9 protein-coding genes and 5 pseudogenes are annotated in these 14,000 nt (G+C 39.1%); all 14 read right to left on the bottom strand.

The features are described 5' to 3' along the window. Positions 1–69: 69 nt before the first annotated feature. Positions 70–594 carry a hypothetical protein gene (locus ACLKL2_RS00630; protein ID WP_413692976.1) on the bottom strand — a complete coding sequence of 175 codons (525 nt, stop codon included), beginning with the start codon at positions 592–594 and terminating at the stop codon, positions 70–72. Continuing rightward, entirely contained in the window at positions 552–848 is a 297-nt protein-coding gene (locus ACLKL2_RS00625; RefSeq protein ID WP_413692975.1) for a hypothetical protein, read from the bottom strand. The genes ACLKL2_RS00630 and ACLKL2_RS00625 overlap by 43 nt, the downstream gene beginning before the upstream one ends. A gap of 356 nt (positions 849–1,204) precedes the next feature. Then, a pseudogene (gene secF, locus ACLKL2_RS00620) lies at positions 1,205–2,153 on the bottom strand (protein translocase subunit SecF). 12 nt (positions 2,154–2,165) lie between these two features. Beyond that, positions 2,166–4,028 (bottom strand): annotated as a pseudogene (gene secD, locus ACLKL2_RS00615) (protein translocase subunit SecD). Positions 4,029–4,138: 110 nt separating this feature from the next. After that, positions 4,139–4,477: a preprotein translocase subunit YajC gene (yajC, locus tag ACLKL2_RS00610; protein ID WP_113817674.1), complete on the bottom strand. Its 339-nt coding sequence runs from the start codon at positions 4,475–4,477 to the stop codon at positions 4,139–4,141. A 61-nt stretch (positions 4,478–4,538) separates the two neighbouring features. Further along, the gene (gene tgt / locus ACLKL2_RS00605; RefSeq protein ID WP_113817675.1) at positions 4,539–5,663 is read right to left on the bottom strand and encodes a tRNA guanosine(34) transglycosylase Tgt; all 1,125 of its coding nucleotides are present in this window, start codon (positions 5,661–5,663) and stop codon (positions 4,539–4,541) included. 93 nt (positions 5,664–5,756) lie between these two features. Further along, a pseudogene (gene queA / locus ACLKL2_RS00600) lies at positions 5,757–6,804 on the bottom strand (tRNA preQ1(34) S-adenosylmethionine ribosyltransferase-isomerase QueA). A 155-nt stretch (positions 6,805–6,959) separates the two neighbouring features. Continuing rightward, entirely contained in the window at positions 6,960–7,667 is a 708-nt protein-coding gene (gene phoU / locus ACLKL2_RS00595; protein WP_113817677.1) for a phosphate signaling complex protein PhoU, read from the bottom strand. Positions 7,668–7,680: 13 nt separating this feature from the next. Further along, positions 7,681–8,499, bottom strand: coding sequence for a phosphate ABC transporter ATP-binding protein PstB (gene pstB / locus ACLKL2_RS00590; RefSeq protein WP_413692974.1), 819 nt, complete (start codon positions 8,497–8,499; stop codon positions 7,681–7,683). A gap of 91 nt (positions 8,500–8,590) precedes the next feature. Next, positions 8,591–10,302: pseudogene (pstA, locus tag ACLKL2_RS00585) on the bottom strand (phosphate ABC transporter permease PstA). 24 nt (positions 10,303–10,326) lie between these two features. Beyond that, positions 10,327–12,549 (bottom strand): annotated as a pseudogene (locus ACLKL2_RS00580) (phosphate ABC transporter permease); the annotation flags it as partial. Between the two features lie 215 nt (positions 12,550–12,764). Continuing rightward, on the bottom strand, positions 12,765–13,121 hold the full coding sequence (gene rplT / locus ACLKL2_RS00575) for a 50S ribosomal protein L20 (RefSeq protein ID WP_028862951.1): 357 nt from the start codon (positions 13,119–13,121) through the stop codon (positions 12,765–12,767). Positions 13,122–13,137: 16 nt separating this feature from the next. Further along, complete coding sequence (gene rpmI / locus ACLKL2_RS00570) at positions 13,138–13,335, bottom strand: 50S ribosomal protein L35 (RefSeq protein WP_025564055.1); 198 nt, start codon at positions 13,333–13,335, stop codon at positions 13,138–13,140. Between the two features lie 97 nt (positions 13,336–13,432). Next, on the bottom strand, positions 13,433–13,990 hold the full coding sequence (gene infC / locus ACLKL2_RS00565; protein WP_113817681.1) for a translation initiation factor IF-3: 558 nt from the start codon (positions 13,988–13,990) through the stop codon (positions 13,433–13,435). Between the last annotated feature and the right edge of the window lie 10 nt (positions 13,991–14,000).

Genomic DNA, 14,000 nt, shown 5'->3' with positions numbered 1-14,000 from the left:
TAAAATGCCCATCAATCAGAGTAAAAGATGGGCATTTTTAACTAAAGATTAACTGGACAAAAACTATTCCTACTGAGTAGCACCTTGTTCTTTTGCCTCTTGCACTTTAGCCACCTGTGCTTGTAACTTTTTCTGAATATTATTTAAATCAATCAGCGAATATTTATATTCAATAAAGTCTTTTACGTTAGTCGCAGCACTTAGTTTTAAGTAATAAATGGCTTTATCCAAGGCATTATTATTCATGTGCCAATGTGCTAAGTAATAGTAAGCCTCACATAAACGTTGTGCTAACTCTTCGTTAGTTTGGATGCCATTAGCAATATTATCGAAGAAATCTTCCTCCGATAAATCACCATTAATCACTTCTACAATCGCCCAAGCAAAACGCTTATCATCATCTGCCTTCTGCACATTATCTAATTGTGTTTCTGCAGCAGCTAAATCCACTTGTGAATTGATAATGTAACGCCACAACACACGATAAGGGTCACTTTTATCAAGGTCATAGAAGTGCTCTATATCCTGTTGCGCGCCATCCAATCTCCCGACTAATGATAAACCAATGGCACGGTGCAAATAGCTATATTGCATAGTATCTGATAATTCAATGGCAGAATCAAAGGCATCAAAGGCTTCATCGTAGGCTTCCCCAATAATAAATACACACCCAGTGAGTTATAAGACTCAGCTAGAGTAGGATCTAAATTAATGGATTGGGTAAAGTCATAACGACTGTGAGCGCTAAGTCCCATACGGTCATAGATTAAACCACGTTCGTATAATAATACTGCACGTTGTTTATCATCAATATTTTCTTTATCTGCAATAAGTTGGGTAAGTCGCAACAGCTTTACTTCATCTTGGTAAGTAACCTGTACTGGTGTTGCAATAGGGAAGACGGAGTTTCACTTGTCCCGTGGCGGCTAGTGTATAACTTTTATTTTCATTATTTAAGCTTGAACAAGCAGTGAGTGTAACAACTGAGAAAACTAGAAATAATTCTTTTAAAGATATTTGCATGGTTAAACCCTTCTAAACAAGAGTTTCAAGAGTGTACTATATCTAAGATAATGTAAAGTTTTGCCTTACAATTGAACAATTAATCAATGAATTACGTTTAAAAATACTACTGCACTGGTATTGGTATAACAAAAAAGCACTGCAATGCAGTGCTTTTTAGTGGTGAAAATAACCTTATCAATTACATAATGGCATCTTGATCTGCGCCTTCTTTTTCCACAACTTCTGGAATCATATGGTCGCGAGAAATCCCTAATTTAATGGCTAATGCACTTGCCACGTAAATAGATGAGTAAGTACCAACAAAAATACCAATCAATAATGCGGTTGCAAACCCATGAATAAGCTCACCACCCACTACAAACAATGAAACCAAAGGTTAAAATAGTTGTACCTGAAGTAATAATCGTACGACTCAATGTTTGCGTTAAAGATTTATCAACAATATCAGAAGGAGTATCTGATGCTAATAAACGGAAGTTTTCACGAATACGGTCAAATACTACGATAGTATCATTTAACGAGTAACCAACTACCGCTAGTAACGCCGCTAATACCGTTAAATCAAATTCAATTTGGAATAACGAGAAAACACCTAAAGTAATAATGATATCGTGTGCCAGTGCTAATACAGAGCCCATCGCTAGACGCCATTCAAAACGCATACTCACGTATAACATGATACAAACCAGTGCGATAATGATAGCAATACCGCCATTTTCAGCTAGCTCATCTCCTACATTTGGACCAACAAACTCGATACGACGCATATCTACGTTACCAAAGTCTGCATTTGTTAATGCATCTAACACTTGGTTACCGATCACTTGCCCTTTTACACCTTCGCGAGGCGCTAAACGCACCATCACTTCATGGCTACTGCCAAAGTGTTGCACAACTGCATCTGGGAATTCAGCATCAGCTAAAGTAGTACGCACATTTTCAAGGTTAGCAGGTTGTTCAAAACCTACTTCAATCAATGTACCACCAGTAAAGTCTAATCCCCAATTTAGCCAGTTAATGCTTAGCGTCACAACAGAAAGGATCACTAGTATTAACGATAACCAGGTTGCAGGATTTGCAAATTTCATGAAGCCAATAGTTTGCTTCGTTTTAATTATTTCAAACATAGTGCCCCCTGCTTAGATAGAAAGTTTTTTAATGTCATTACGTCCACCCCACACGGCATTAACAATTGCACGTGTACCGAAGATAGATGTAAACATTGAAGTTAAAATACCGATTGCTAATGTTACCGCAAACCCTTTCACTGGACCTGTACCCACTGCGAATAAAATAACCGCTGTAATAAAGGTAGTAATGTTTGCATCTGCAATGGTTGATAAAGCATTTGAGTAACCTTCGTTTATTGAGCGTTGAACAGATTTACCTGCTTTCAGCTCTTCACGAATACGCTCAAAAATAAGTACGTTAGCATCAACCGCCATACCAATTGTTAGCACAATACCTGCAATACCTGGTAAGGTTAATGTAGCCCCTGGAATGAGCGACATGAAACCAACAATCATCACTAGGTTTAGAATCAAAGCCGCATTCGCCACTACGCCAAACTTACGGTAATAGATGAGCATAAAGATCACCACAGCTAATAGACCATAAATCATCGCTTTCATACCATTATCGATATTTTGCTGACCTAGGCTTGGCCCGATAGTACGTTCTTCTACGATTTGAATCGGTGCAGTTAAGGCACCGGCACGCAGTAATAAAGCTAAATTATGTGCTTCAGCAGTATTATCTAAGCCAGTAATACGGAAACTACGACCCAATTGTGCTTGGATAGTCGCAACGTTAGCCACTTCAATACGTTTTTCAGTTTCAGCTTTTCCGTTAGCTTTTTCTTACCCGTTGGTAAATACTCAATGAATAGTGTAGCCATTGGTTTACCAATATTATCTTTAGTAAAGCGAGACATTTTACTGCCGCCTTGTGAATCTAAAGAAATATTAACCTGTGCACGACCATATTCATCTGCGCCAGACTGCGCATCCACAATGTGATTACCGGTTAAAATAATTTTCTTCTTAACAACAACAGGTAAACCATCACGTTCTTTATATAACGCAGAAGATGCAGGAATTCGTCCAGCTAATGCATCAGACACATCAGTATCAGAATCAACCGCATGGAATTCTAACGTTGCTGTCGCACCTAAAATTTCTTTAGCACGAGCAGTATCTTGAATACCAGGTAGTTCAACCACGATACGGTCTTCACCTTGACGTTGTACTAATGGTTCAGCAACGCCTAACTCATTAACACGGTTACGTAAAATACCTAAGTTTTGCTCTAACGCATCATTTTTTGCAGACTTGAGTTTTTCATCTGTCATGCTAACGGTTAGGTAGAAAGTACCACCCGTCTCTTTTTCTGCGAAGCTGTAACTCTGGATTTAGTGGCTTCAAGTAATCAACAGCATCATCTAAGATATCTTGAGAAGTAAAACGAACAATCACGCCCGTTTGTGTTGATGCTTTTTCAATGCCACGATAACGGATTTTTTGTTCACGCAATTCAGAACGTAAATCTTGAACTAGCTGATCTTGCTCTTTGCTGATCGCTTCGTCCATGTCAACTTCCATTAAGAAGTGAACACCACCACGTAAATCTAAGCCTAATTTTAATGGCCCACCACCAATAGCTTCTAACCATCCAGGTGTTGCAGCCGCTAAGTTAAGGGCTGTTACAAAACCATCACCAATGTTGGCGCGGATTGCTTCGCTAGCTAATAATTGATCTTCACTTGAAGTCAATCTAACAAGAATTTGTCCATCTTCTAGGATGGTAGATTTTGGTGAAATATTAGTTTGTTTAAGGATATCTTGTACTTTGTCTAAAGTAGATAATTCAACTTTAGCACCACGAGTCGCTGAGACTTGTACAGCAGGATCTTCACCATAAAGATTTGGAGCAGCATAAACTAGGGTAAATAAAACGATAAACCCGAGTAGTAAATACTTCCAAAGAGGGTATTTGTTTAACACGATAATGTCCTTTAATTGACGCTAAAGGTAAAAAACTAACACCGTAGTATTGGGAAATACATTATCACGATGTTAGTCGTCAAAAAGGCAGGATAACCTGCCTTTTTTATTTAGATTGATTTAAGCGTACCTTTAGGTAGTACAGCTGTAATAAAATCTCTTTTGATTACGATAGTGTTATTTTCATTTAACTCTATTTGAACGTATTCACTTTCAGCACTGATTTTAGCAACACGGCCGATTAAACCACCCGTTGTTAGTATTTCATCATTTTTGCTGATGCTTTCCATCAGGTTTTTATGCTCTTTAGTACGACGCGCTTGTGGGCGGTAGATCATAAAGTAGAAAATAGCTGCAAAAACTACCAACATAAAAATCATTTGCATGCCGCCGCCATCTGCTGGTGCGCCTTCAGCTGCTGCATGTGCTTGAGAGATAAATAAACTCATGTTATATCCTTTATTGTATAAAAATTAAACTATCTAATGGTTTGGTAATAGTATTGTGTTATCAATTATTTAGAACTGGTTTTTCTTTTCCAATTCGCTTATAAAATATATCAACAAACTCGTCTAATGTACCTTCTGAAATGGCATCACGCAAACCTTTCATCAAACGTTGGTAATAACGTAAGTTATGGATCGTGTTTAAGCGTGCTCCAAGGATCTCTCCACACTTGTCAAGATGGTATAAATAAGCACGAGAATAGTTTTTACAAGTGTAACAATCACACTCAGCATCTAATGGACTTTGGTCTTCACGATGCTTAGCATTACGAATCTTAACCACACCGTCCGTTGTAAATAGATGGCCATTTCGTGCATTGCGTGTTGGCATTACACAGTCAAACATATCCACACCACGACGCACACCTTCCACTAAATCTTCAGGTTTACCTACGCCCATTAAGTAACGTGGTTTGTCTTCAGGGATTTTAGGAGCAATGTACTCTAAAATGCGATGCATATCTTCTTTTGGCTCACCTACCGCTAAACCACCAATGGCATAACCGTCAAAACCAATTTTCGCTAGGCCTTCTAAAGACACATCACGTAAATGCTCATAACAACCACCTTGAATAATACCAAACAATGCATTTGGGTTTTTCTGTTCATCAAAACGTTTACGGCTACGTTCAGCCCAACGTAATGATAATTTCATTGAAACATCTGCTTCTTGCTCAGTAGCAGGGTAAGCAGTACATTCATCAAAGATCATCACAATATCTGACCCTAGGTCATATTGAATATCCATTGATACTTCCGGTGATAGGAACACTTGGTCGCCGTTTACCGGGCTTCTAAAGTAAACGCCCTCTTCTTTGATTTTACGCATTTTACCTAGGCTAAATACTTGGAAACCACCTGAGTCAGTTAAGATTGGACCTTTCCAGTTCATAAAATCATGTAAGTCACCGTGCTGACGGATTACTTCTTGCCCAGGACGTAACCAAAGATGGAAAGTATTACCTAATAAAATTTCTGCACCTGTTGCATCCACTTCTTCAGGTGTCATCCCTTTTACCGTGCCGTAAGTGCCCACTGGCATGAATGCAGGTGTTTCAACCGTACCGCGGTCAAAGGTTAAACGGCCACGACGTGCACGGCCATCTGTTTTAATTAATTCGTATTTCATGGTTTTCCTTATCAGAGAAACAGTCTGATTTTAATTGTACAAACATCGCATTATGCGCTGAGCATTAACTCAACAAAGCGCTAAAGTGAGTTTTTATGTTGATTTTTTAGTTAAGAACATAGCATCGCCGTAACTAAAGAAACGGTATTTTTCTTGTATTGCTGTTTGGTATGCATGGTCAATATTTTCTTTACCAGAAAACGCACTCACCAACATCAACAAAGGTTGATTCAGATAAGTGGAAGTTAGTCACCATGGCATCAACCAATTGAAACTCATAACCTGGATAAATAAAGATACTGGTTTCAGAGAAGAACGGCGCTAATGGCAGCCCTTTTGCTAACGTGACACTGGCAGCACTTTCAATTGAACGTACTGAGGTCGTACCTACGGCAATCACTCGCCCGCCCGCTGCTTTGGTAGCAATAATTTTATCAACCACTTGCTGTGACACTTCTGCGTATTCACTGTGCATTTGATGATCGAGTATATTATCTACTTTTACTGGCTGAAAAGTACCTGCACCTACATGCAAAGTAACAAAGGCTGAATCCGCACCTTTAGCAGCTATTTTATCAAGAATAGCTTGATCAAAATGTAAGCCAGCTGTCGGTGCAGCCACGGCACCTGGATTTTTGTTATAGACAGTTTGGTAACGTTCTTTATCAGCATCTTCATCAGGTCTATCAATATAAGGCGGTAACGGCATATGCCCGATACGCTCCAATATTTGTAACACACTGTCATCACTGTCTACTTTGATTTCAAACAAAGGACCTTGACGTTGTACCATTTCCGCGTTGACAGCATTTTCTAATAATAATTTGCAGCCTGGTTTAGGAGATTTAGAACTACGGACATGCGCAAGAAAAGTTGTTTCATCAATAACACGCTCTACCAATACTTCTATTTTGCCGCCTGTTTCTTTAGTGCCAAATAAACGAGCTGGGATCACTCGCGTATCGTTGAAGATCAACAGGTCTTTTTCATCCACTAAGTCGATAATATCAGTGAAGTTTAAATGCTGTAATTGGCCGCTATTAGCCTCTAATGAAAGTAGACGGCTATTAGTACGTTCTGGCATTGGATAACGCGCAATCAATTCTTCAGGCAGGTGAAAAGAAAAATCAGCAACTTTCATGTAACGGTTCCAGTAAATAAAAGGCGCAGTATACCTGATGCTAGAAAGGCTGCAAAGGGTTGTCGTTAAAATGAAAAAAGGCGTAGATAATCAGATTACCTACGCCTAAAAAGTGTGCAAAACATGGTCGTATCAGTTAATTAACCTGCTTGCTATCACTCTTCAATCAGAGAATTGATCTCTTCTTCTGTTGCATGACGAACATCGATACCTTTAACTAAGTAAACGACTTGTTCACAGATATTTTGACATCTGTCACCAATGCGCTCAATCGCACGTGCAGATGCTAGTACGTTAAGTACAAAAGGGACAGAGCGCGGATCTTCCATCATGAAAGTCATTAATTCGCGTAGGATACTTTCATACTGACGATTTACTTTTTTGTCTTCGTTATGTACTGCAATCGCTGTATTAAGGTCTAAACGCGTGAAGGAATCCAGTGAGTTATGTAGCATTTTAATAACAATTTGCCCCATGTTTTCTAGTCCGATCAACGACGGTACTTTTTTACCATGGTTTTCAATTGCCATTTTAGCGATAGCGGCAACACTGTCACCTACACGTTCTAACTCTGTCACCGTTTTCATAATCGTTAAGATTAAACGAAGATCCGTTGCAGCAGGTTGACGTTTAGCGATGATACGAGAACATTCTTGGTCAACACGTGTTTCAAATTGATTCACTTCGTTGTCTTTTACAATCACTTCACGCGCGAGTTCTAAATCGTTGTCTGCCATTGCAGTTAATGCATCAATTAATTGCTGTTCAATTAGGCCGCCCATTTGCATAACTTGGTTACGCACACTCTCCAGCTCAGTATTAAACTGACCTGAAATGTGACGGTTTAAATTTAAGTTTTCCATTTTAGCTCCTTATTTAACCGTAACGTCCGGTAATGTAATCTTCTGTTTGTTTTTGAGTTGGTGAAGTAAATAGTGTATTCGTATCAGAATATTCAATTAGCTTACCCATGTACATAAATGCAGTTTGGTCTGATACACGCGCAGCCTGTTGCATATTATGCGTTACAATCACCACCGTGAATTTTTTCTTCAATTCTGTGATCAGCTCTTCAACGGTTAATGTTGAAATTGGATCCAATGCTGATGTTGGTTCATCCAGTAATAAGACTTCTGGACCAATCGCAATCGCTCGCGCAATAACAAGACGTTGTTGCTGACCACCTGATAAACCAAATGCGTTATCGTGTAGACGGTCTTTCACTTCATTCCATAATGCGGCACCACGTAATGAGGTTTCGCATGCTTCATCTAATGTGCGACGGTCATTGATACCCTGTAGGCGTAAACCGTACACAACATTTTCGTAGATAGACTTTGGAAATGGATTCGGGCGTTGGAATACCATACCAATTCGGCGACGTAGTGATGCTACATCTACTGATTTATCGTAAATGTTAATGCCATGTAGTTCGATATTGCCATCTACTCGACAGATTTCCACTAGGTCATTCATACGGTTAATACAACGTAGTAACGTAGATTTACCACAACCAGATGGACCGATAAATGCAGTTACTTTACCTTTCGGTATTTTCATTGATACGTTGTGAAGTGCTTGTTTATCACCGTAAAACAAGTCTAAGTTTTTAATTTCTAACGCTGTATTCTCAGGCGTTAGCGTATTTAAATCATTTGTTTTCGCGTTTAAGTTTGATAAATCAATCATTGTCATTCCTACTCTTTATTCACGCACACTAATGTGCGTGATTTTGTAATGTCTAATACGTTAATAGTTAGTGTTAACTTTTAATCACTCTTACCTATTAATGTTCTAATGCTCTGTATTTTTCACGTAAGTTATTACGAATTGCGATAGCTGCTAAGTTTAAGCCGATAATCACTGTCACTAATAAGAATGACGTTGCATAAACTAATGGACGTGCCGCTTCTACATTCGGGCTTTGGAAACCAACATCATAGATATGGAAACCAAGGTGCATGAATTTTCTTTCTAAATGCAAGTATGGGAAGTTGCCATCAACGGGTAATGTCGGTGCAATTTTTACCACGCCTACCAGCATCAATGGTGCAACTTCACCAGCAGCACGTGCTACCGCTAAAATAAGACCTGTCATAATTGCAGGGCTCGCCATAGGAATAACAATTCTCCATAACGTTTCAGATTTTGTTGCACCTAATGCTAACGAACCTTCACGTAATGTGCTTGGGATACGGCTTAATCCTTCTTCTGTTGAAACGATAACAACAGGTAAAGTAAGAATAGCTAACGTTAAAGCAGCCCATAAAACACCTGGAGAACCAAACGTTGGTGATGGTAATGCTTCAGGGTAAAGTAACTGGTCGAGACTGCCACCCAACGATATAAACAAAGAAACCTAAACCAAATACACCATATAACAATAGAAGGCACACCCGCCAAGTTTAATTACCGCAATACGAATGAACTTAGTGATGCTGTTTTTACCGTGCATACTCATGTGTAAATAGATGGCGAGCAACGACACCAAATGGCGTCACGATCACAGCCATCAACATTAGCCATGAACACCGTACCGAAGATAGCTGGGAATAACACCGCCTTCTGTATTCGCTTCACGAGGGTCATCGAGCTAACAAACTTATGCTGTTTGGTGAAACCAATGTCCTACTTTTTCAATAGAAGACATTATCGTTTGGCTAGATAGAAATCAAGCACATATGAGATAAAGGCATGACTAACATCGAGCGCCCAGTCATATCTGTAACAACGACAGAATCGCGTTTCGCTTCGTCACGATAAGCTAAATAACGTCGTTCTCTAAGCACTAAATACTCATGCGCGTCAATGCGTCGGCTTTGCGCTTTACCAAACTCAGCGATTTTAGCATCGGTTAATTCACCATCTAATTCAACCTTACGTTGCTCTAAGCGAATATTCGCTAGGTCATTATTAATACGGCCAATATCACCGGTTAATAAGATCATGTCTCTTTATCACTGAGAACTCTAATGCAACGGTCAAGGCGCTGATGCTAATTCATTGATTAAATTCATCGCCAGATCGATTGGCAGTGTTGATTCGCCGTTCTTTTGAATCGCTTCAAGATAAGCCGTAGAAGTTACCGTTTTTAGTACGCTCAAATACAACAATATCATGAGCTACATGTTTATCTTTAATATACAGTTTCTAGAATCCATTGAAAATCTAAATCAACATATTCACGGTTACCAATTTTAAGTCAAGATAGCGATCTAATGAATCAGGCTTCATCTTCTAATCCTGTCACACCACGCATCAATTAATTGTTGCTTCAAGTACACTGTTCAGTATCGTAAATTTCACCGATTGATAGCGACTTTTCTGCCTGCTGATTTTCAATTGAAAACTCATACACAGTGGCAGGCCAGAAGAAACTTAGCCCTCTCCAACCTATTAGATACAAATTAACCCAATTACTGCGATTAAACTCAAACTTACAGCACCACCTGTCATCCAAATCCACGGTGTACCAGATTTAAACCACTTTACCCATATCATAACTACACTCCATTTACTAGAGCTTGAATATTTTTCACGCAGACGCTGACGAACAAACTCAGCGACCGTGTTGAAAGATAGAAGGTGAAGATAAACAGCACAAATGCAGCGAGGAACAATACGCGATAATGTGAACTACCTACTTCTGACTCTGGCATTTCTACGGCGATGTTAGCCGATAACGTACGCATACCTTCAAATATATTCCAATCCATAATAGGTGTGTTACCTGTTGCCATTAATACAATCATTGTTTCACCCACAGCACGTCCCATACCCATCATAACAGCAGAGAAAATACCTGGACTAGCAGTTAAAATAACCACTTTAGCCAATGTCTGCCAGCGCGTCGCACCTAATGCCAGTGAACCCATTGTTAAACTTTTAGGCACACTGAAAATGGCATCTTCAGCAATTGAGAAGATAGTTGGAATAACCGCAAAGCCCATCGCAATACCTACGATTAATGAGTTACGTTGGTCAAAATTGATACCTAGGTCATTGGTTAGGAATACACGTGTATCGCCATTAAATAACCATAACTCCAAAGTTTCACTAAAGGCCATTGAGAAGTAACCAGTGAAAACTAGGATAGGTAATAAAACTAAAGGTAATACGCCTTCACTAACTTTATCGCTCATTGATTTAGGTAAATTCGTCCAAATTATCGCAGCCACTAAAATACTGGCTGGTAAAGTAATTAATAGAAGAATAATACTAGGTAACTGATTTTCAACGATTGGTGCTAACCATAACCCAGCTAAGAAACCTAGAATAACTGTTGGTAATGCTTCCATGATTTCAACGGTTGGTTTGATGTAAGAACGAATCCCTGGAGACATGAAGTATGCCGTATAAATCGCCGCTGATATAGCAATAGGTACCGCAAATAACATGGCATAAAAAGCAGCTTTGATAGTACCGAATGAAATAGGCACTAAACTCATTTTTGCTTCAAAATCATCACTTGCAGAGGTTGACTGCCAGATATATTGTGGCTCTGGGTAACCCTCATACCACACTTCTTGCCATAGTGCTGACCATGTAATTTCAGGATGTTCATTATCGACAGAGTACAGTTTGATAACGTCTTTATCTGATACTAGAATTGCATTAGCACGTGGAGAGATAGCAATATTCAACGCACCCGCTTTAGAGATAGACTCAGTTAATAATTCAGTATTACCTGTTGTATGGAAAATCGACAACTCACCTGCTTCTGTTGTAGTCAAAAAACCTTTACGGTAAAACTCAGGAACAATATGAGTCACTTTAGCAGGCGCTTTAAAATCACGAATAAAGGTAAATTCACGTTTGTTTTCACCCAACACTTCAAACCACTGGCTAATCACACCATTTTCATTGGCAACCAGTAATGAGCTTGCACCAGTCAGTAACTGAACATTATTAACGTTAGTGCCTTTAGCATTCACTTTAAACACCGAATCAATATGGATATCATCGGTATCACTAATGTCGTAGACCATTAAGTCATTAGCGCTACGTACAAATAACTTACGCAGATTAGGCGTTAACAATAACTGGTCAACCTTGTTTGGAAAACGGAGGTAATGTAAATAACTCTTGAGACCATTCAACGTCACCGGTCATGAAGTTTTCTTCACCTGATACCAGCATGTAAACGCCTTCGCCATCATCATTTACCGCAGCAATACCCGCGTTTTCTTCATTCATTTCAAAGGCTAAATGATGTAAAGGTTGTTGATTTTCTGAAACGACAAAAACGTCTTCTCCCAATGGGAAATCCAATTCAGGTGTAATTAATCGTTTATCATTTGGATAACTTGTTGCGAAGCTAGGCTTAACGATTTTTACTTCACCTTGCATATTAGTTAATGCAAAAATGCCACTTGCAGGCATTGTTTTAGTGATTTCGTTAGTATCTTCAAAGGCTTGATATTGGAGTAACGACTGGCCTAAATCATCGTCCCTTAAAGAATAAAAACGTAATAAACCTTGCTCATCCATTTGGTAAGCAACTTCATTTTGTTCATCTATACCCTGTGCATAGATTGGTGTCGCGTCTTTACGTTGAAATGATTGCGTTTCTTCGATACTTACTGGCGCAAAAATTGGGAAAACAACGTATAAAAGGTACCCGAAAATTAGCAACAACGTGACCAGCACTAACGAGCCGCCTGTTGTTACCCCATATTTTACTAATTTATCCTTAACCACTCGCTTTTTATTTGCTTGTAGCGTGGTCGCTAAATCACGTTCCATTTACTATCTCCAACATCATTGATGGCGAGGATTATATTTCTCTTTTGTGACAGTTATATTACAGCTGTCATGATACTGCTATTTAGCAAGGAGATAGTTTATATTTTAAACAAACTGAAGTGAGAAAGCGCTTTTGAGGAGTTCGAAAGGTAAATTTTGAGCAAAAAAAGGAGACATAAATGTCTCCTTCTTCAATACTATTTAATCAATAATGATTAAGCTAGCGCTTTTTTAGCAACTTCTACTAAATGTGCAAATGTTGCTTTATCAAATACAGCAATATCAGCTAAGATCTTACGATCGATTTCAACAGAAGCCTTTTTAAGACCATTGATGAAACGGCTGTAAGATAATCCGCTTAAACGAGATGCAGCGTTAATACGTGCGATCCATAGTTGACGGAACTGACGTTTACGTTGACGACGGTCACGGTAAGCGTATTGACCAGCTTTAGTTACTGCTTGAACTGCTACGCGATAAACACGTGAGCGAGCTCCGTAATAACCTTTAGCTTGTTTTAAGACTTTTTTATGGCGTGCACGAGCTTGTACACCGCGTTTTACTCTTGGCATTTTATATATTCCTTACTTAAGCGAATGGTAACATTCTGTTAATACTAGGTACGTCTACTTTTGCTACCATGCTTTGAGCACGTAGGTGGCGTTTACGTTTAGTAGATTTCTTAGTAAGGATATGACGTAAGTGAGATTGCTTACGTTTAAAACCACCAGAAGCAGTCTTTTTAAAGCGCTTTGCAGCACCTTTGTTAGATTTCATTTTAGGCATTGCGAACTCCGCATTGTTAAAATATTTAAATTAAACCAGTAAGGCGAGTAAATAATGCGAATATTCTCATATTCGCACTTCAATACTTCTTTATGCCTTAGCTAGCACGTTTAGGGCCAAGTACCATCACCATTTGACGACCTTCCAGTTTAGGGAAAGATTCGACAGTCGAGATTTCTACTAAATCGTTTTTAACGCGATTTAATAATTCCATCCCAAGTGATTGATGCGCCATTTCACGACCACGAAAACGTAGCGTTACTTTGGCTTTGTTACCCTCTTCTAGAAAGCGAACCAGGCTGCGTAGTTTTACCTGATAGTCGCCATCATCAGTCCCAGGACGGAATTTTATTTCCTTCAACTGAACCTGTTTCTGATTCTTCCGTTGTTCTTTAACGGATTTACTCTTTTCAAAGAGAAATTTGCCATAGTTCATGATGCGACAAACTGGCGGCTCGGCATTTGGACTAATTTCAACCAAGTCCAGGTCTGCTTCAAATGCCATGTCTTTAGCTTCTTCTAAAGAAACAATACCAACAGGTTTGCCTTCTGCGTCAGAAAGACGTACTTCAGTACCAGTTATTTCATCGTTTAAACGATGTTTGTTAGCCGTTTGAGGGCCTTTTTTTGCACCTTTTATAACAAATTCCTCCAAGTAATTAATG

The organism is Psychromonas sp. KJ10-2 (assembly GCF_047323255.1).
GTDB lineage: Bacteria > Pseudomonadota > Gammaproteobacteria > Enterobacterales > Psychromonadaceae > Psychromonas.
This window is presented reverse-complemented; position numbering and strand designations above follow the sequence as displayed.